18 protein-coding genes are annotated in these 18,151 nt (G+C 72.7%); 7 read left to right on the forward strand and 11 right to left on the reverse strand.

Annotated features, from left to right (window positions below; all coding sequences use genetic code 11):
* Positions 1 to 58 precede the first annotated feature (58 nt).
* The 4 genes from Psi01_RS34395 to Psi01_RS34410 form a co-directional block, all read right to left on the reverse strand.
* A complete protein-coding gene (locus tag Psi01_RS34395; protein ID WP_204068328.1) occupies positions 59 to 376 on the reverse strand; it encodes an STAS domain-containing protein in 318 nt (105 codons plus the stop codon).
* Between the two features lie 209 nt (positions 377 to 585).
* Positions 586 to 897: a hypothetical protein gene (locus Psi01_RS34400; RefSeq protein WP_204068329.1), complete on the reverse strand. Its 312-nt coding sequence runs from the start codon at positions 895 to 897 to the stop codon at positions 586 to 588.
* Positions 898 to 914: 17 nt separating this feature from the next.
* Entirely contained in the window at positions 915 to 1,106 is a 192-nt protein-coding gene (locus tag Psi01_RS34405) for a hypothetical protein (protein ID WP_204068330.1), read from the reverse strand.
* Positions 1,107 to 1,257: 151 nt separating this feature from the next.
* Entirely contained in the window at positions 1,258 to 1,659 is a 402-nt protein-coding gene (locus Psi01_RS34410; RefSeq protein ID WP_204068331.1) for a DUF6223 family protein, read from the reverse strand.
* A 254-nt stretch (positions 1,660 to 1,913) separates the two neighbouring features.
* Between Psi01_RS34410 and Psi01_RS34415 the strand changes: the two genes are divergently transcribed.
* Positions 1,914 to 3,041: a sensor histidine kinase gene (locus tag Psi01_RS34415; protein ID WP_204068332.1), complete on the forward strand. Its 1,128-nt coding sequence runs from the start codon at positions 1,914 to 1,916 to the stop codon at positions 3,039 to 3,041.
* Complete coding sequence (locus Psi01_RS34420; RefSeq protein ID WP_204068333.1) at positions 3,038 to 3,700, forward strand: response regulator; 663 nt, start codon at positions 3,038 to 3,040, stop codon at positions 3,698 to 3,700. The genes Psi01_RS34415 and Psi01_RS34420 overlap by 4 nt, the downstream gene beginning before the upstream one ends.
* Here Psi01_RS34420 and Psi01_RS34425 read toward each other — a convergent pair.
* Complete coding sequence (locus Psi01_RS34425; RefSeq protein ID WP_204068334.1) at positions 3,664 to 4,608, reverse strand: NmrA/HSCARG family protein; 945 nt, start codon at positions 4,606 to 4,608, stop codon at positions 3,664 to 3,666. The two genes, Psi01_RS34420 and Psi01_RS34425, sit on opposite strands and share 37 nt — an antisense overlap.
* 117 nt (positions 4,609 to 4,725) lie before the next feature.
* On the opposite strand from Psi01_RS34425, the gene Psi01_RS34430 reads away from it, so the two are divergent.
* Entirely contained in the window at positions 4,726 to 5,361 is a 636-nt protein-coding gene (locus Psi01_RS34430; protein WP_239128242.1) for a TetR/AcrR family transcriptional regulator, read from the forward strand.
* A gap of 143 nt (positions 5,362 to 5,504) precedes the next feature.
* The gene (locus tag Psi01_RS44440) at positions 5,505 to 7,019 is read left to right on the forward strand and encodes a GAF domain-containing protein (protein WP_204068335.1); all 1,515 of its coding nucleotides are present in this window, start codon (positions 5,505 to 5,507) and stop codon (positions 7,017 to 7,019) included.
* Between the two features lie 54 nt (positions 7,020 to 7,073).
* Here Psi01_RS44440 and Psi01_RS34440 read toward each other — a convergent pair whose 3' ends face one another.
* Both Psi01_RS34440 and Psi01_RS34445 read right to left on the reverse strand, forming a co-directional pair.
* Complete coding sequence (locus Psi01_RS34440) at positions 7,074 to 8,018, reverse strand: ribose-phosphate diphosphokinase (protein ID WP_204068336.1); 945 nt, start codon at positions 8,016 to 8,018, stop codon at positions 7,074 to 7,076.
* An 88-nt stretch (positions 8,019 to 8,106) separates the two neighbouring features.
* Positions 8,107 to 9,369, reverse strand: a complete 1,263-nt coding sequence (locus Psi01_RS34445; RefSeq protein ID WP_204068337.1) for an AI-2E family transporter — start codon at positions 9,367 to 9,369, stop codon at positions 8,107 to 8,109.
* Between the two features lie 135 nt (positions 9,370 to 9,504).
* Between Psi01_RS34445 and Psi01_RS34450 the strand changes: the two genes are divergently transcribed.
* Positions 9,505 to 10,287 (forward strand): dienelactone hydrolase family protein, encoded by a 783-nt coding sequence (locus Psi01_RS34450; protein ID WP_204068338.1) that lies wholly within the window; start codon positions 9,505 to 9,507, stop codon positions 10,285 to 10,287.
* 21 nt (positions 10,288 to 10,308) lie between these two features.
* On the opposite strand, the gene Psi01_RS34455 is transcribed toward Psi01_RS34450, so the two are convergent.
* The 3 genes from Psi01_RS34455 to Psi01_RS44260 are packed head-to-tail and all read right to left on the reverse strand — an operon-like array spanning position 10,309 to position 12,919.
* Positions 10,309 to 10,701, reverse strand: coding sequence for a VOC family protein (locus tag Psi01_RS34455; RefSeq protein WP_204068339.1), 393 nt, complete (start codon positions 10,699 to 10,701; stop codon positions 10,309 to 10,311).
* Positions 10,698 to 11,456: an arsenate reductase/protein-tyrosine-phosphatase family protein gene (locus Psi01_RS44255; RefSeq protein ID WP_204068340.1), complete on the reverse strand. Its 759-nt coding sequence runs from the start codon at positions 11,454 to 11,456 to the stop codon at positions 10,698 to 10,700. The genes Psi01_RS34455 and Psi01_RS44255 overlap by 4 nt, the downstream gene beginning before the upstream one ends.
* A gap of 50 nt (positions 11,457 to 11,506) precedes the next feature.
* Complete coding sequence (locus Psi01_RS44260; protein ID WP_204068341.1) at positions 11,507 to 12,919, reverse strand: FG-GAP repeat domain-containing protein; 1,413 nt, start codon at positions 12,917 to 12,919, stop codon at positions 11,507 to 11,509.
* 195 nt (positions 12,920 to 13,114) lie between these two features.
* Between Psi01_RS44260 and Psi01_RS34470 the strand changes: the two genes are divergently transcribed.
* The gene (locus Psi01_RS34470) at positions 13,115 to 13,840 is read left to right on the forward strand and encodes a dienelactone hydrolase family protein (RefSeq protein WP_204068342.1); all 726 of its coding nucleotides are present in this window, start codon (positions 13,115 to 13,117) and stop codon (positions 13,838 to 13,840) included.
* Between the two features lie 6 nt (positions 13,841 to 13,846).
* On the opposite strand, the gene helR is transcribed toward Psi01_RS34470, so the two are convergent.
* A complete protein-coding gene (gene helR, locus Psi01_RS34475) occupies positions 13,847 to 15,994 on the reverse strand; it encodes an RNA polymerase recycling motor ATPase HelR (RefSeq protein ID WP_204068343.1) in 2,148 nt (715 codons plus the stop codon).
* 391 nt (positions 15,995 to 16,385) lie between these two features.
* Here helR and Psi01_RS34480 point away from each other — a divergent pair, with 391 nt between their 5' ends.
* Positions 16,386 to 17,969: a methyl-accepting chemotaxis protein gene (locus Psi01_RS34480; RefSeq protein WP_204068344.1), complete on the forward strand. Its 1,584-nt coding sequence runs from the start codon at positions 16,386 to 16,388 to the stop codon at positions 17,967 to 17,969.
* The last annotated feature ends 182 nt before the right edge of the window (positions 17,970 to 18,151 follow it).

The raw sequence follows: 18,151 nt of genomic DNA on the forward strand, positions 1-18,151 counted from the left end.
CGATCGGCTCCATCGGCGAGGCGGGGGAGGAGCTGAGGGTTTCCGGGAGTGGAAACCCTCAGGGACGGCAGGAGGCGGTGAAGCGTCGGTCCAGCCGGGTGATGCGCAGCAGCCGGGCGACGGGGCAGGAGACTCCGGCCAGCCGGATCCCGTGGCCGTTGCGGCGGGCGTGGTCGTCGATGTGGACCAGGGCGGTCAGGCCGGAGGCGTCCATGAAGGTGACGCCGCGCAGGTCCAGCACGATGTCCGCCGGGCGCCGCCGGGTGAGCAGCGTTCTGCGGATGTGCGCCTCGAGCAGGGGAGCGGTGGTGATGTCGATCTCGCCCCGGACCGTGACGACGGCGTCGCCGGTGGTGTCGGCGTGATCGGACATCATCAGGGGAACGTGCTGCGGGATCGATCGTGTATGTCTGAGTTTCATTTCCTTCTCCGCGGCGGGAGATCGGCCGGATCGGCCGGTGGTGGGCGGCGCCGTCGGCGGGCTGGGCCTCCTTCGGCGGATGTCCTCCGATGGTGGCTCCCACGGGACACGCAACTGTAGGGCCGAAGGTCCCCGAGCCGACCGGCCGACAGGAGCGTGTCTTTCTAGGACTTTGTGAATCTACAGCGTAAAGGAGGCTGTTTCTGAAAATCCAAGGGATAAAAACAAGACAACCACAACAATGGGAAAAGAGCGAAACGGGCGCCGGCGATGAAGACGGCCGTGACGCCGTGCGGGACGCCCTGCGGCAGGTCCCCGGCGTCGGCCCGGGCCATGCGGTCGTGGATCACCTCGGCGATGCGGCGGCGGATGTGGGCGACGCTGATGCGGGACGGGTCCCGTTCCCCGACCAGCCGGATCAGCGCCCGCGCCAGGGCGGACCGGCTGTCGGCCACCGGCGACGGCGGGCTGTTCAACAGCGAGATGACGCAGCTCATCCTCGACGGCGGGAGGCGCACCGGCACTGGCGGCGCCTGGTCGGCAGGTGGTTCACCGCCAGGCGGATGACCGCCCTGCGGCCCGCGATGGCCCGGATCGCCGAGGACCTCGTCGACGACATGGTCAAGCGCGGCTCGCCCGCCGGTCTGCGGGCGGGCCCGGGCTTCCCGCTGCCGGTGTACGTCATCTGCGACATGCTCGGCGTGCCGGCCGCTTCTCCTACTGGTCCGACACCCTGCTCAACCTCACCGAGTACGGCCAGGCCGAGATCGAGGCCGCCCAGGGCGCGTTCTTCCAGTACATGTCCGACCACCTCGCCGCCGGGCGCGCCGGGCCGGTCAGCCGGTCACCCGGCGGCGGGAGCGGGCCAGGGCCAGTGCGCCGAGGGTCATGGCGATCACTCCGAGGACCAGGTCCAGGTAGCCTCCGACTATTCCGTATCCGGTGCCGGGACCGCCCTCGGCGGCGGCCACGACCAGCCCGCCGACGGCCGCGCAGAGCAGTCCCGCCGCCAGGGCCACGACGGCGCCCCTGCGCCCGGTGCCGGAGCCGATCCGGCCCGCCGCGCGGGCCAGGGCCAGCCCGCCGACGATCACGCCGGTCAGTCCCGGCAGCGCGGCCACCAGGGACCACAGCCGCCCGGAGGTCAGGACGTAGGAACCGACGGGGTCCGGCTGGAGCAGGACGTGCAGGGCCGCCGGTGCGGTCGCGGCGGCGGTGAGCAGGCGATGGACTGACATGAGGTGCTCCTTACTCCTCCTGCGGATGGCGTCACTCCTGCGAGTGGCGTCACTCCTGCGAGTGGCGTCACCTGATCCTGTCGGCCGGACCCGCCGCCGGTCGTCCGGCGGACGCAGGCAATCCGCGATGCCGCCGATGCCGTAGCCGGCCGCCGCGGGCACCGCGGAGGCGGCAGGGGTACCGCGGATGCGGTAGGCGGGCGATCATCCGGGCGCATGAGCCGCCCGTGCGGGCATCCGGTTAAGGTGCGCCCATGGGTACAGAACGGTCCGGTCCGCGGGACGGTGTCGTGGACTGGGCGATCGCCGTCTGCGTGGCGGCGGCGCTGCTGGTGACCGGGCTGTCCGGGCAGGACTCCGCCACCGGTCTCGACCTGCTCGGCTGCGCGCTGCTGGTGACCGGCGGCCTGGCGCTGGCCGCGCGCCGCCGGGCCCCGGTTCCCGTCCTGGTCGTCACCGGAGCGTGCGCGGTGGGTTACCAGGCGGCCGGGTTCGACGTGCCCGCCGTGGCGTACCTGTTCGCGGTGTACGCCGCCGTGCGGGCGGGCCACCGTACCGTCACGGTGGTGGCGAGCACGGCCATGCTGGCCGCGCTCCCCGTCGCGGCCCTGGCCTCGGGTCTGCACGACACGGGCGAGGCGTTCGCGCAGGCCCGCGGCGCTCTGGAGCTGGCCTGGCTGGTCGCGGCCGGCGCCGCGGGTGAGGCGCTGCGCCAGGCCGAGCGGCGGGCCGAGGAGGCCGAGCGGACCCGTGAGGAGACCGCGCGGCGCCGGGCCGACGAGGAGCGGCTGCACATCGCGCGGGAGCTGCACGATTCGCTCACCCACCAGATCTCGATCATCAAGGTGCAGAGCGAGGTGGCCGTGCACCTGGCCCGCAGGCGCGGCGAGCAGGTGCCGGAGGCCCTGCTGGCGATCCAGGAGGCCGGGCGTGAGGCGACGCGCGAGCTGCGCGCGACCCTTCAGGCGCTGCGCGACGACGACACGAGCCCGCCGCGCGGCCTCGACCACCTCCCGGAACTGGTGGAGAAGGCCCGCACCATCGGCCTGGAGACGACGCTGACGATCGAGGGGCGGCGCCACGACGTGCCGGTCGCGGTGAGCCGTACCGTCTACCGGATCGTCCAGGAGTCGCTGACCAACGTCGCCCGGCACGCGGCCGCCGCCACCGCGTCGGTGCGGATCGACTATCGTCCCGACGCCCTGGCGATACGCATCGACGACGACGGCAGGGCCACGCCCGGCACCGCTCCGGTGCCCGGCGTCGGGCTGCTGGGGATGCGCGAGCGCGTCACCGCGCTCGGCGGCCGCCTGCGCGCGGAGCCGCGCAGCGGGGGAGGGTTCACCGTCCAGGCCGAGCTTCCGGTGGAGCAGGCGTCGTGATCCGTGTCCTGCTGGTCGACGACCAGCCGCTCATCCGCAGCGGGTTCCGCGCGATCCTCGATCTCGAGGACGACATCGAGGTGGTGGCCGAGGCCGGTGACGGGCTGCGGGGCGTGGCCCTGGCCCGGGAGCACCTGCCCGACATCGCGCTCGTCGACATCCAGATGCCGGTCGCCGACGGCATCGAGGCGACCCGGCGCATCGCCGCGGATCCGGCCCTGGCCGGGGTGCACGTCGTGATCCTGACCAACTACGGCCTGGACGAGTACGTCTTCGAGGCGCTGCGCGCCGGCGCGGCCGGGTTCCTGGTCAAGGACATCGTGCCCGAGGACTTCCTGCACGCCGTGCGCGTGGCCGCGCGCGGTGACGCGCTGCTCGCCCCGTCGATCACCCGCAAGCTCATCAACAGGTACGTCGCCCAGCCGCTCGGGACCGGCACGGGCACGGGACTGGAGGAGCTGACCAACCGGGAGCGCGAGGCCGTGGCCCTGGTCGCGCGGGGCCTGTCCAACGACGAGATCGCGGACCGCATGGTGATCAGTCCGCTGACCGCGAAGACCCACGTCAACCGGGCCATGACCAAGCTGCGGGCCCGCGACCGCGCCCAGCTGGTCGTCTTCGCCTACGAGTCCGGCCTGGTGGTCCCGGGCGGTTCCTGAGACCGCCCGGCGGCCTCCTGCGCGGCCAGGAAGCCGGCGATCCGGGCGGCTCCGGTCCGCTCCAGCCAGGTGCGCAGATCCATCAGGCCGGGATGCAGCGCGCGGGTGAAGGCGACGTCGGCGCGGTAGCCGCGTTCGTTGAGCCAGGTGTAGGCGTAGGCGAACTCCTCGCCGGCCGCGGCGATCGCCTCGATCGGGATCTGCACGTACGGCAGCCGCCGTCCGACGGCCCCGGAGATGGCCGCGGCGATCTGGCGCGGGGTCAGTTCGTCCCCGGCCAGGTCCACCGCGCGCCCGATCCACTGGCCCGGCCGGGCGAAGGCCAGGGCGGCGAAGGCGCCGACGTCGTCGACGGCCATGATCTGCTGCGGCACGTCGGCGGCGAACGCGGTGGCCACGGCGCCGTCGTGCAGGTGGTAGGCGCCGGTGTAGTTCTCCATGAAGGAGACCGGGCGCAGGAAGGTCGCGGGCAGGCCCAGCCGGGTGATGTGCCGCTCGATCCGCCATTTGCTGACCGTGTTCTGCGGCAGCACCTCGGTGTCGTGGCGGCCGGCGCCCGCGAGCGAGGCGTAGACCAGGTGCCGTATCCCGGCGGTGTGCGCCGCGTCGGCGACGTTGCGGCCCCAGCGGACCTCGTCCTCGGCGGAGAAGCCCGCCGGGGTGCCGGGGGAGCCGACGGTGGGCTGCACGCTGAACAGGCCGTGGGCGCCTTCGGCCGTGGCGGTGAGCGAGGCGGTGTCGTCCATGTCGGCGCGGACGGGCTCGGCGCCCGCCCGGGCCAGCTCCCGGGCCGCCGCGCCGTCCGGATCGCGTGTCACCGCCCGTACCTTCCAGCCGTCGGCCAGCAGGTGCGCCGTCACGGCGCGGCCCTGCGGTCCGGTGGCTCCCATCACCACGATGGTCTTCACGATGTGTCTCCGTTCCGGTGGGCGTGCGGGACGTCCGCATAAGTGGGGTGCCCTTCCGTTTATGGATGGGTACGATATGGAGGGCCACCCCGGTTTTGCAAGCCCCTCGGAGAGCCCATGCCGAAGGACAGCCGTCCCCCCTCGTCCCCACGGCCGATGCGCGCGGACGCGCGCCGTAACTACGAGCGCATCCTGGCCGCCGCGGCCGACGCCGTCGCCGAGCACGGCGCCGAGGCGTCCCTGGAGGAGGTCGCCCGGCGCGCGGGCGTCGGCTCGGCCACGCTGCACCGGCACTTCCCCTCACGCCAGCTGCTGCTGGAGGCCGTCTTCCGCGACAAGGTCGAGGTCCTGTGCGTCACCGCCGGTGACCTGGCAGCCGACCCCGATCCCGCGCACGCGCTGACGGCCTGGCTGCGTGCCGTCGCCGCGCACGCCGTGTCCAACCGCGGCCTGGCCGCCTCGCTGATGCGCGGCGCCCGCGACGGCGACCCCGCCCTGGGCGCCACCTGCCACGCGATGATCGTCGATGCGGGGACCGGCCTGCTGGTCCGCGCCCGCCGGGCGAAGGCCGTACGGCCCGACGTCTCGATCATCGACCTGCTCAAACTCGTCAACGCCATCTGCCTGGCCGTCGAGCGGGAGTCCGACGGCGCGGCCCAGGCCGACCGGCTGCTCGGCCTCGCGCTCGACGGGGTGTACCCCGGGCGGGGGAAGGCGGGGGACGCCCGGGATGCGCGATCCGCGACGGAGTGAGCGGAGGAATCACTCGGGGAGATTTCCTTCACATTCGTCATCGGAGACCGAACGGAGCATGGTCGGGCATATCGAGTCGCCCGGCTGGAAGGAGAGCGATGTTCGGCCTATCGCGTCAGCGCGCCACGCGTCCGCTGCCGCCGGTGCCCCGTGATGTCGAGGCACTCGAGCAGTTGCTGGCGGACATGGAGGCGGCCACCGACGAGAGCAGCATGCTCCGCATCGCGGTCGAGAGCCTGGTGCGCTCGGCCGGCTTCGACTACGGGGCGGCCTGGGTGCCCGATGGCCAGGCGGGACTGCGGCGGTGCATGGCCCTCGGACCGCTGGCCGCGTCGCTGGAGAAGGCCACCTCCGATCACCGGACGACCGCGACCGGGCCGGTCGCCGAGGTGATGCGCTCGCGCCGCCCGTTCGTGGTCAACGAGTTGGAGTCCTGCGGCGACGAGCACGCCGCGGCCGCGGTCCGGCACGGCATGAAGGCCGCCCTCTATCTGCCGGTCACCGAGGCCGAGCGGGTCGTCGCGGTGCTGATGTACCTGCATTCGCAGCACGTCCACATCGACGAGGGCCGCATGGGCAAACTGGTGGCCATCTCCCGCATCGCCAACCAGGCGCGTCAGCGGGCGATCGCCGTCGCGGCGCTGCGTCAGGAGGCCGACGACCGGCTGGCGGTGACCACCGTGGTCAGCAAGGTGGGCCAGGCTCTGACCGCTGACGCGGCGCTGCGCACCGCGCTGGAGTCGGTGCGCACCGCGTTCGGCTGGCAGTACGGCTCGTACTGGCAGATCGACCCGGTCGAGCGGGTGCTGAGGTTCGGCGTCGAGTCCGGTTCGGCCGGACAGGAGTTCCGGGAGGTCACGCTGGCGGCCACGTTCGCCGAGGGGGTGGGCCTGTCCGGGCGGGCGTGGCGCTCGCGCGACCTGGTGTTCGTGCCTGATCTGGCCGAGGTGACCGACTGCGTGCGCGCTCCGGCCGCCCGGCGCGCCGGGGTCCGCTCCGGAGTGTGCTTCCCGATCATGGATGGCGACCGGGTGGTCGGGACGATGGACTTCTTCACCACCGAGAGGATCGAGCTGAGCCCGTCGCGGGCCTCGGCCCTGCGCAACGTGCAGCAGCTGGTCAGCCAGCGTCTTTCGGTACTGCGGCGCGCCGACGACGACGAGGCCAAGGCGCGGGCGTTGCTGGACACCGTGGAGCGGCTGCGGGCCGCCAGCCAGGACGCCGCCGCCGTGGCGCGGGAGGCGGCCACGCGGTCGGAGACGACGACCGGGGAGGTCGACTCGCTGGGTGCGGCGTCGGCGGCGATCGGCGACATCATCAAGATCATTTCCGGGATCGCCGAGCAGACCAACCTGCTGGCGCTCAACGCCACCATCGAGGCCGCCCGCGCGGGCGAGTCCGGCAAGGGGTTCGCGGTGGTGGCCGGGGAGGTCAAGGAACTGGCCCGGGAGACGGCCGAGGCGACCGGCAAGGTCGCCGAGCAGATCGCCGGCATCCAGGCCAGCGCCCGGTCGGTGGCCGCGGGCATCCACACCACCGGCGAGATCATCGGCCGGATGGACGCGGTGCAGGTGCGCATCGGCGAGGTGCTGGAGGAGCAGGCCGACATGGCCCGCGCGTTCGACCGGGGCCTCCAGCGGGGCATCGAGCGGGGCTGAGGCGGAAGCACGCGGTCCGGGATGCGGCGGGCGGCCCTCCGATCGGGGAGCCGGTCAGGGCGCGTCGAACAGGGCGCTGACCGACTCGCCGTCGTGGATGCGGCGCATGGCCTCGGCGAGCGCCGGGGCGATCGACAGGACGTGCAGCTTGGAGTCCGGTTTGGCCTCGGGGACGGGCACGGTGTTGGTGCAGACGATCTCCTCCACCTCGGGCCGGTCGCCGAGCCGGTCGACGGCCCCGTCCGCGAACAGGCCGTGGGTGCAGGCGATGCGCACCGAGTTGACGCCCCGCTCGCGCAGCCGGTCGAGCAGCTCGATGACCGTCGTGCCCTTGGCGATCTCGTCGTCCAGGATGATGACGTCCTTGCCCTCGACCTCGCCGATCACCGAGCTGATGGTGACGCGGTCGTCGCTGAAGCGCTGCTTGGCGCCCACGGCGACCCCGGCTCCCAGCAGGCGCGCGAAGGCCGCCGCCTCCTTGGCGTTGCCCAGGTCGGGTGAGACGACGACGGTCTTGGACAGGTCGTAGCGGCGGAAGTAGGCGGCCAGCTCGCGCAGGGCGTGCAGGTGGTCGACCGGGACGCTGAAGAACCCGTGCACCTGGGGCGAGTGCAGGGTCATGGTCAGCACCCGGCCGGCCCCGGCGGCCACCAGCAGGTCGGCGACCAGGCGCGCCCCGATGGAGATGCGCGGGGCGTCCTTCTTGTCGGAGCGGGCGTAGGCGTAGTGCGGCATCACCACGGTCGTCCTGGCGGCTGAGGCGCCCCTGGCGGCGTCCAGCATCAGCAGCAGCTCGACGAGGTTCTCCTGCACCGGGGGGACGAGCGGCTGGATGAGGTACACGTCGCGTTCGCGGCAGTTGGCCTGCAGCTGCACCTCCAGGCAGTCGTTGGCGAAGCGTTTGACCTGGACCGGGTGGAGCGGGGTCCCCAGATGGGAGCAGATCTCGGCGGCCAGTTCGGGGTGGGCACTACCGCTGAACACGGTGATGTCTCGCACGGGGCGCTCCTTCGGTGAACCGGTGCCGGGGATCGACCAGCCGAGCCGCATGCTACAGGGCCGCCGGGCGGCCGCCTCCTCCGCCTCCTCAGGGCTTGGCCGGGGGCTGCTGCGCCGGCGGCTCCTGCTGCGCCGGCGGTTCCCGGTGTGCTGTCGGTGCCTGCCGCGCCTGCGGCTCCTGCGGTGCAGCCGGCGTCTCCGGTCCCCGGGGCGCTTCGCCCGGCGGCTCCTGGCGCGCCGTCCCCACCTGCTGCTTCAGCGGCACCGTCTCCGCCTGGGGCTCCTGCCGCGCTTCGCTGAGCTGCTCGCGCAGGTAGTTCCACATCACGGCCAGCAGCGCGGCCGCCGGCACCGCGAGCAGGCTGCCGACGATGCCCGCCAGGCTGCCGCCGAGCGCGACCGCGAGCAGGACCACCGCCGCGTGCAGGCCCAGGCCGCGGCTCTGCAGCATGGGCTGGAAGACGTTGCCCTCGAGCTGCTGCACCAGGATGATGATGGCCAGCACGATGAGGGCGTCGGTCGGGCCGTTGGACACCAGGGCGATGAGCACGGCCACGAAGCCCGCGAACAGGGCGCCGATGATCGGCACGAACGCCGACACGAACGTCAGCACGGCCAGCGGGAGCACCAGGGGCACGCCCACGATCCACAGGCCCAGCCCGATGAAGATCGCGTCGAGCAGGCCGACGAAGGCCTGGGAACGGACGAAGGCCTCCAGGGTGTTCCAGCCGCGCGCGGCCAGGGCCGGGACGTGGACCGCGAGCCGGCCGGGCAGCTGGCGGGTCAGCCAGGGCAGGAAGCGGGGTCCGTCCTTCAGGAAGAAGAACATCAGGAACAGGGCCAGCACCGCGGTGACGAGGCCGTTGGCCACCGTGCCCACGCCGGTGAAGGTGGCGGTGACGATGCTGCCGACGCTGCCCTGGATGCGTGCGACCGCCGCGTCGAACGCCCGGGTGATCTCGTCGTCGCCGATGTTCAACGGCGGGCCGGCGGCCCACTGCCGGATCTGCTCGATGCCCTCGACCACACCCCTGCCGAGCTCGCCGGACTGGGAGGCGACCGGTACGGCGATCAGCACCACGATGCCCGCCGCCACCAGGAAGAACAGTATGGTCGACACCGAGGCGGCCAGGGCCGGGGGCCATCCGCGCCGGCGCAGGAAGGCCGTGGGCGGCCACGTCAGGGTGGTCAGCAGCAGTGCGACGACCACCGGCCACACGATCGGCCACATCCGGCCCAGCACCCACAGCGCCGCGACGACCATCAGCAGGATCGAGAGCAGTTCCAGGCAGATGCGGGCCGATGTGCGCAGTGCCGATCGGGTCTTCGCGGAGCTCAGCGTGGCAGGCATGGGATCACCTTAAGGCGCGCGATGTGGATCACGGCTCGCGGCATGCGCGGAGGGTGATGTCGGTTCCGTATCGGGTGTCATGGGGGGAGGCTGGGGTGATCGGGGCCTCTGTCGGCCGATCATCGGGAGGATGCGATGACCGAGGTGACGATCCGCACGCCGTACGGGCAGATGCCCGCCTACGCGGCGGTGCCCTCCGGGCCGGGACCGTGGCCCGGGGTGGTGGTGATCCACGACTTCACCGGGATGAGCCACGACCTGCGTCACCAGGCCGACTGGCTGGCCGGCGAGGGTTACCTGGCGGTGGCGCCCGACCTGTACTACTGGGGAAGCAGGCTGTCGTGCCTGCGCACCATCGTCCGCGACATCGGCGCCCGCCGGGGCCGGACCTTCGACGACATCGAGGCCGCACGCGCCTGGCTGGCCGTACGGCACGACTGCACCGGCGACATCGGCGTGATCGGGTTCTGCATGGGCGGCGGATACGCGCTGCTGCTGGCTCCGGGGCACGGGTTCTCCGCCGCGAGCGTCAATTACGGCGGCTGCCCCGAGGACGCCGTGCGGATCCTGCGCGGCGCCTGCCCGATCGTCGGCAGCTTCGGCGGCCGGGACCGCTCACCGATGGGCCGATCGGCGGCGGTACGGCTGGTGCGGGCCCTGTCGGAGCTGGGTGTGGACTATGACGTGAAGGTGTATCCGGAGGCGGGGCACGGGTTCATGAACGACCACGACCCGGCCGATGCGACCCTCCTGCTGGTGACCCTGGCGAAGCTGTCGGGAACCCGCTATCACGAGCCCTCGGCCCGCGACGCCCGCGAGCGCATCGTCGCCTTCTTCGACCACCACCTCAAAGGAGCCGGCAAAGGAGCCGATGAGGAGGCCGGCGAAGAGGCCGGTGAAGGAGCCGATCCGCCGTGAGGCGCGCGGCCCGCTGGGCTCTCAGGCCCGCGCCGGGGTGCGGGCGGGCTCGAAGAGCTCGATGAGGTTGCCGGCGGGGTCGGCGAGCAGGATCTGGCGTCCGCCGGGACCGGCGACCACGTCGCTGTGGAAGGGCAGCCCGGCGCCGCGCAGCCGGTCGATCTCGCCGTCGAGGTCGTCGACGACGAGGTGGATGCGGTTGCGGCCGGCGGGTGTGTCCCGGGGCGTGGCCCGGGCGCCGGAGCTGGCCGGTCCGGACAGCAGCAGCCGCAGCGGCCCGCGGACCACGTCGGCGAAGGCGGGCGCGGCGTCGGTGCTCAGGGTGAAGCCGAGGTGGGTGGTGTAGAAGCCGACGGCCGCGTTCACGTCGTCGACGAGGTAACGGACACTCGCCAGCCGGTCGGATGCGTTCATGTCGAAGCCTCCTGTGAGGTCAGGACGGGCAGCAGGTGCCCGATGCGGGTGTCGATCTCGGCCGCGGTGCGGACGAAGGCGGGATAGCCGGCCCCGTCCGCGGCGGGATCGGGGATGCTCCAGTGGATGCGCCGAGGGTGACCGCCGATGCCGGAGCACACTTCCCGGACCTTGTCGCACAGGCTGATCACGTAGTCGAAGCGGCGGCCCGCCGTACTGTCCAGGTGGCGTGGGCGCAGGTCCCGCAGGTCGATGCCGTAGCCCTCGCGCAGGGCCCGTACGGCGTCGAGGTGCAGGCGCGGCCGGGGACGGCTGCCCGCGCTGGTCACCTCGACGTGGCCGCCGGCGCGATGGCGCAGCAGGGCCTCGGCGATGGGTGAGCGGGCGCTGTTGCCGGTGCAGGTGAACAGCACCGCGGGCCGGTGCCCGGACGCGGGCGCCGGCGGTGGGACCGGGCCGGGCCGCAGCGCGGGGTGCAGCGCGGCGCCGGTGGCGGCCAGGGCCCGGGCGCAGCGGTCCAGGTCCAGGTGGTAGTAGCCGTCGCGGGCGTCGAAGGTGCTGCGCCTCATGGTGACCAGCCCGCCCTCGCGCAGCAGCCGCAGATGGTAGGAGACCAGGTTCTGCGGCTGCCCGAGGAGGTCCACCAGTTCGCGCACCCGGTAGTCGCTCACGGCCAGCTCGCTCAGCAGCCGCCACCGCAGCGGATGGGCGGCCAGTCGCAGGAAGGCCGGAGCGGCGTGAGCCGAGGACGCCATACCCCGATGATACATCAAACTGTTTTGATGTATCATCGGGGTCGCGGGTCTCAGCCCCGTCCCGGATTGGCCTTGATGACCTTCTTCGCCTTCGTCTGCGCGGCCTTCTGCTTGGCCTGCAGCTTCGGGTTCGCCTTCGGCTTGGGCGCCGGCTTCGGTGCGGGCTTGGGCGCGGGCTTGACCGGCGGCTTGGGCTTGGCCGGGGGGACCGGCTTCTGCGTGGGCGTGGGCGTGGTCGGCGTGGGCGTCGGCGTCGTGGGAGCCGGGTCGCAGGCGTTCAGCAGGACCGACACGGCGTTGGCGGAGATGTTCGCGACGGCCACGTCCTTGTGGCCGTCGCCGTCGAAGTCACCGGTCACGATCTTCTGGGGCACGTTCCCCGGCTCGTAGGTGACGGCGCTCTGGAAGGTGCCGTCGCCGTTGCCCGGCAGCACCAGCAGGTGGCCCGGATCGAACATGCCCGGAGGCTGCGTCGTCACCAGGAGGTCGGCGGCCCCGTCGCCGTTGACGTCCTCGGCCAGGACGTCTTCGAGCATCGCCCCCGGCACGAGGTCGGCGCCCGGCTGGAAGGTGCCGTCGCCGTTGCCGTTCAGCACCGACACCGTACCGTAGAGCGACGTCGCGACCAGGTCGGTGATGTCGTCACCGTCGACGTCGGCCGTGCTGAGGAGCTGGTACTGCCCGCTCCCGTTGTGGTAGGTGACCACCGGGTGGAAGGTGCCGTCGCCGGCGCCGCGCCGTACCCCGATGTACTGGCTGCTGTTGGCCGCCATGCCGTCGAGGGTGAACGCCAGATCGACGTGGCCGTCGGCGTCGAAGTCGCCGGTCACGATCGCCTTGGCGCTGGGCCCGGCCTGGTTGACGGCCGGCTGGAAGGTGCCGTCGCCGTTGCCGGACATGACCCACAGGCCGGTGGTGTGGGCCGCGACGGCCAGATCGGCGCGGCCGTCGCCGTTGAAGTCGGCGGCGGCGATGTCGTCGACGGGCGTGCCGCTCAGCGAGATGGAGGCGGGCGCCTGGAAGGTGCCGTCGCCGTTGCCCGGCAGGATGTGGACGCGGGAGTTGTAGCCGTCGGTCACGGCCAGGTCGAGGTGGCCGTCGGAGTCGAGATCGTGCACGACGATGTCCCACGGATACTGCGCGACGGTGGTGCTGACGGCCGGCTGGAAGGTGCCGTCGCCCCTGCCCAGCAGGACCGAGACGGAGTTGCCGTTGTGGTCGGAGGTGACGACGTCGGTGCGGCCGTCCTCGTTGATGTCGGCGGTGGCCAGGGACTGGGGGCCGGTTCCGACGGCGTAGTCGACCGGGGAGGCGAAGTCCACCGGGCACTGGGCGGGGCCGGCGGCCTGGACGGGAAGGGCGGCTCCCGCCAGCGCGCCGGTGCTGAGCACGACCGCGGTGAGCAGGGAGACCGTACGGCGCCGACCGGCCCTGCCGGACGACACGCGCTGAGACGGATGCAAGGGAAAGCTCCTCCATGAGCCGGTGATGCCCGGCGTGCGGCCTGCCGAGGCCGTGACGTGCACGCCGAATCTGATGACTCCTCATCGGCGGACGGAGGCGATATATGAGCCCTTCTCACGCATCCGGGTACGGCCGGCCCGCGGTGACGCGGGGCGCGTCTGGATAACGCCCGTGTCCCCGGGCACGCTTGCCCCATGTGCCATTCCACCGACAGCCGGCCGCCCGCGCCTCCGGTCCGGGGCGAGGTCGCCTCCCACCGGCAGATCGAGCTGACCGCCGCCGACGGCAACCGTTTCCTGGCCTACCAGGCCGAGCCCGCCGAGCCGAGCGGCCGCGGCATGGTGATCCTGCCGGACGTGCGGGGGCTGCATCCGTACTACCGGGACCTGGCCGTCAGGTTCGCCGAGGCCGGGTTCCGCACGATCGCGATCGACTACTTCGGCCGGACGGAGGGGCTGGGCGGGCGCGATGACGACTTCGACTTCATGACGCACGTCAAGCAGGTCACCACCGAGGGCGTGCGGGCCGACGTGCGGGCGGCCACCGACCGGCTCGCCGCCCACGGGCCGGTGTTCACGGTGGGCTTCTGCCTGGGCGGCGCGCACTCCTGGCGCCAGGCCGCAGAGGGCAACGGCCTGGCGGGCGGCATCGGCTTCTACGGGGCGCTGCGCGCGATCGAGCCGCCGGCGACGGGGCCGGGCGCCCCGCTGCTCCTGCTGCGCGCCGGCGCCGACACGGCCTCGACGCCGGAGGACTTCGCCGCCTACGAGGCCGCTCTCGAACGCGTCGGCACGCCGTACGAGAGCCACGTGTACGAGGGCGCCCCGCACTCGTTCTTCGACCGTTCGTACGCGCAGTGGGCCGAGGCCTGTCAGGACGCCTGGCAGCGCATGCTGTCCTTCACCGAGCGCCACGCGTGATCGCCGTCACGGGCTGGTCAGGATGACGAGCCGCTGGGTCGCCCGGGTCATCGCGACATAGCGGTCGACGGCTCCCTCGATGCCCTCGCCGAAGGTCTCCGGGTCGATGAGGACGACCAGGTCGAACTCCAGGCCCTTGGCCAGCTCCGGGGTCAGCGACCGGACGCGCGACGTCGGCGGGAACGCCGGGTCGCCGATGACGCAGGCGACCCCGTCGGCGTTCTCGGCGAGCCAGGACCGCAGGACCGCCTCCAGCTCCGAAACGGAGCCGTGCAGGACGGGCACGCCGCTGCTGCGGATGGAGGTCGGCACGTTGGCGTCCGGGAGCGCGGCCCGGATGACCGGCTCGGCCTGCGTCATGACCTCCTCCGGGGTCCGGTAGTTGATGCTCAGGGAGGCCAGGGCGATCCGGTCGAGCCCGATCCGCTCGAGCCGTTCCCGCCACGACTCGGTGAACCCGTGCCTGGCCTGCGCGCGGTCCCCGACGACGGTGAAGCTCCGCGACGGGCAGCGCAGCAGCAGCATCTGCCACTGCGCGTCGGTGAGCTCCTGCGCCTCGTCCACGACGATGTGCGCGAACGGACCGGCGAGCAGGTCCGGGTCGGCGGTGGGCAGCTCGGACTCGTCGACCAGGTTGCGCTGCAGGTCCGCCCGGCGCAGCTGGGTCACCAGGCCCTCGCCGTCGTCGTCGGCCTCGATCAGGTTGTCGATGACCTGCGCCATGCGCTCGCGCTGGACCGCCAGGGCGGCTTCCTGCCGGCGCCTGCTCCGCGACGCCTCGGGGTCGCCGAGCCGCTGCCGGGCCGCGTCCAGCAGCGGCAGGTCGGAGACCGTCCAGGCCTGGGCGTCCTCGCGCTGCAGTTTCCGGATCTCCTCGGGGCTGAGCCAGGGGGCGCACATCCGCAGGTAGGCCGGTACCGTCCACAGGTCGCCGACCAGGTCGGCCGCCTCGATCAGCGGCCAGGCCCGGTTGAAGGTCGTCAGCAGCTCCCTGTTCTGCAGCAGCGACCTGCGCAGCAGATGCTCGGGCGCGTCGCCGTCGTGCTTGTCCACCAGGATCGTCAGCAGCTCCTCCCAGATCCGGTCACGTGCCTCGTTGTGCGGGATGCCGGGCTCGGCCGCCTGGAACGCCTCGGCCCAGTCGTCGGCGCCCAGCCAGATGTCGGACCAGTGCGTCGTGACCGTCATCCCCCCGGCCGGCGGGTTCTCGTAGAACCTGACGGCCGGTTCGATCGCCTTGACCATGTCCGCCGAGGACTTCAGGCGCTCCACCTGCGGGTCGGCCTCGATCACCGCCGCGGCCCCCTCGGGCACGAGGTCCCGCAGGGTGCAGGTCTGCACGCCCTCCTCTCCGAGGCTGGGCAGGACGTCGGCGACGTAGGCCAGGTACGGCTGGTGCGGGCCGACGAACAGCACGCCGCCCCGGTGGTGGCCGAGACGGGGGTCGGAGTACAGCAGGTAGGCCGAGCGGTGCAGGGCGACGACGGTCTTGCCCGTGCCCGGACCGCCGTCGACGACGAGGGCACCGCGGGAGCTCGCGCGGATGATGGCGTCCTGGTCGGCCTGGATGGTGCCGAGCACGTCCCGCATCCGGCCCGACCGGCTGCCGCCCAGGCTGGCGATGAAGGCGGACTGGTCGTCGAGCGCGGCGTGCCCCTCCAGCCCGTCCGGTGTGAACACCTCGTCCCAGTAGTCGCTGATCCGGCCGCGGGTCCAGCGGTACCTGCGGCGGCTGGCCAGCCCCATCGGGTTGGCGTGGGTGGCGCCGAAGAACGGCTCGGCGGCCGGGGAGCGCCAGTCGAGCAGCAGCCGGCGGCCCTGGCCGTCGGTGAGGCCGAGCCGTCCGACGTACACCGGCTCGGCGTCGTCCGCGCCGACCATGCGTCCCAGGCACAGGTCCAGGCCGAAACGGCGCAGCGCGCGCAGGCGGGCGGTCAGCCGGTGGACCTCCAGGTCCCGCTCCAGCGCCGCCCGGCCCCGGCCGCCGGGCGCCCTGCGCTCGGCGTCGAGGCGGTCGGACAACTCGGCGATCGCCTGCTCGAGGCTGTCGGCGATGGCCGCGAAATGCCGCTCGTCACCGGCGATCAGCGCCGGGTCGGCCTTGGGAGCCAGATGGTCGGGAAGGTCGAACGCGCTGGTGGCCAAAGGGTTCACGGCATCGGCTCCGATCTCAGATGAACGAGGCACCGCCAGACGATCCCGCGTGGTCCCCGCGGGAGCCGGCGGCTCCCGGCTGATCGCGCCGGTCCCCGCGCGGCCCGTGCGCCGTCACCGGCACACGCACGTCGCGTCCCCGTTTCCGCAGGCAGTGGCCTCGGCTGACGATTGTGCGGCACGACGGGGGTCTTGCCGCAAGCCCCCCGGTGCGCTATAGGTTGATAGTGGAAAGGAGTGGACACTCCCCTTTCCCCTCTCCCTTCGCGAAGCGGCGGCGCGCCGTACCCCTCAGACGGCCGTATCCCTCGAATGAGCGCCATGCCCTCAGGTGAGGACAGGCGGCGCCGATGGAGTGACGTATGTCTCATCGCTTCGAAGAAGGTCTCTGATGCGTCGCTTCATGCGGGATCTGTCCCTCGGCTGGAAGTTCCGGGCCGGGTTCGGCATCGTCTTGATGCTGCTGGTCATAGTGGTCGCCGACGGGTTCGCGGTCCGCCGCGACCTCGACGGGCAGGCCCGCCGGGTGGCCGAGGAGATCGACCCCAAGGCCCGGATGGTGGCGCTGCTGCAGTTCCGCTTCTCCGACATGTACGGCCTGCAGACCGCCTACACGGCCTCCGAGGCGTCCCGGGACGCCAAGCGCGAGTTCTTCCTCGGCGCCCGGGACAAGGTCGCCGGCCTGGTGGGTCAGGCCGAGGCGACGGCCTCGGCCGGGGAGCAGCGTACGGCCGTCGCCACGATCCGCGAGGGCCTGGAGGAGTTCCTCCGCATCGACGAGCAGGTGTGGGCGGCCATGCGGGCCGGTGACCGCGAGGAGGCCGTCCGGCTGAGCAACGTCGCCGAGGCCCCCGTCTACGTCAAGGCCATGGACGCCGCGGCGGCCTTCGACGCCTCGGTCCTGGCCGAGCGCAACACCCACCTCGCCGCCCTGGCCGGCAGCCGCGACGCGGCCGACCGGCGTGCCGCTCTGCTGGCCGGTGCCGCGATCCTGCTCGGGATCGCGTGCGCCGTCCTGCTCACCCGCTCGGTGCGCAGGCCCGCCGAGCGCATCGTCGGCGTCCTGGAGAAGGTCGCCGCCGGGGACCTGACCCCGCGCCTGGGCATCGGCCGCGGCGACGAGATCGGCCGGATGAGCGCGGCGCTGGACGGGGCGCTGGAGCGGATCTCCGGCACCCTGCGCGGCATCGTCGGCAACATCGACGAGGTCGCGCACGCGGCCGACGGCCTGAACGGGTTGTCCGAGAGCCTCAACGGCGACTCCGCCCAGGCCTCCGCCCAGGTCCAGTCGGTCGCCTCGGCCGCCGACGACGTCTCCCGTCACCTGGAGAGCGTGGCCGGGGGTTCGGAGGAGATGGGGGCCTCGATCGGCGAGATCGCCCGCAACACCTCCGCCGCCGCGGTCGTCGCCGACGCGACGGTCGCCAAGGTGGGCGAGGCGACCCGGACCGTGGCCCGCCTCGGGGAGTCCTCCGCGCAGATCGGCAACGTGGTCAAGCTGATCACCTCGATCGCCGAGCAGACCAACCTGCTGGCCCTCAACGCCACCATCGAGGCCGCCCGCGCCGGGGACGCCGGCAAGGGCTTCGCGGTGGTCGCCTCCGAGGTCAAGGACCTGGCCCAGGAGACCGCCAAGGCCACCGGGGACATCGCCGCCCGGGTGCAGGCCATCCAGGCCGACACCGCCGACGCGGTGACCGCGATCGACCAGATCGCCGAGGTGATCGGCAAGATCAGCGAGGCGCAGCAGACCATCGCCAGCGCGGTGGAGGAGCAGACCGCCACCACCGAGGAGATGAACCGCGGCGTCTCCAGCGCCGCCGGCGGCAGCTCCCAGATCGCCGTGAGCATCTCCGGGGTCTCGGCCGTCGTGGAGCGCACCCGCCTGGGCGCCGAGCAGTCGCGCCGGTCCGCCGACGCGCTGGCCACGATGAGCGGGGAGCTGCGGCGGCTGGTCGGCCGGTTCCGCTTCTGACGACGGCCTGCGGCCGGAACGTCCCGGTCGCGTGGACGGCACGGCATCCCGGCCGCGTGGATAGGGCCGGAAGTCATCCGCCGCCGGGCCGTCGCGCCCCCTTCCGGGGTCCTTGGCCTCTACTGCGCCCGGCGGCCGCGCCCGACGATGGGGTCACAGCCCCGTGTCGGAAGGGAACCATC

Source organism: Paraplanobispora siamensis (assembly GCF_016863175.1).
GTDB classification, from domain to species: Bacteria; Actinomycetota; Actinomycetes; order Streptosporangiales; family Streptosporangiaceae; genus Planobispora; species Planobispora siamensis.

Coding starts and splice junctions, on each gene's coding strand:
- Psi01_RS34395 (WP_204068328.1), bottom strand. CDS start 376: ATGATGTCCGATCACGCCGACACCACCGGCGACGCCGTCGTCACGGTC.
- Psi01_RS34405 (WP_204068330.1), bottom strand. CDS start 1,106: ATGACGTACACCGGCAGCGGGAAGCCCGGGCCCGCCCGCAGACCGGCG.
- Psi01_RS34410 (WP_204068331.1), bottom strand. CDS start 1,659: ATGTCAGTCCATCGCCTGCTCACCGCCGCCGCGACCGCACCGGCGGCC.
- Psi01_RS34415 (WP_204068332.1), top strand. CDS start 1,914: ATGGGTACAGAACGGTCCGGTCCGCGGGACGGTGTCGTGGACTGGGCG.
- Psi01_RS34430 (WP_239128242.1), top strand. CDS start 4,726: ATGCCGAAGGACAGCCGTCCCCCCTCGTCCCCACGGCCGATGCGCGCG.
- Psi01_RS34445 (WP_204068337.1), bottom strand. CDS start 9,369: ATGCCTGCCACGCTGAGCTCCGCGAAGACCCGATCGGCACTGCGCACA.
- Psi01_RS34450 (WP_204068338.1), top strand. CDS start 9,505: ATGACCGAGGTGACGATCCGCACGCCGTACGGGCAGATGCCCGCCTAC.
- Psi01_RS34455 (WP_204068339.1), bottom strand. CDS start 10,701: ATGAACGCATCCGACCGGCTGGCGAGTGTCCGTTACCTCGTCGACGAC.
- Psi01_RS44255 (WP_204068340.1), bottom strand. CDS start 11,456: ATGGCGTCCTCGGCTCACGCCGCTCCGGCCTTCCTGCGACTGGCCGCC.
- Psi01_RS34470 (WP_204068342.1), top strand. CDS start 13,115: ATGTGCCATTCCACCGACAGCCGGCCGCCCGCGCCTCCGGTCCGGGGC.
- Psi01_RS34480 (WP_204068344.1), top strand. CDS start 16,386: ATGCGTCGCTTCATGCGGGATCTGTCCCTCGGCTGGAAGTTCCGGGCC.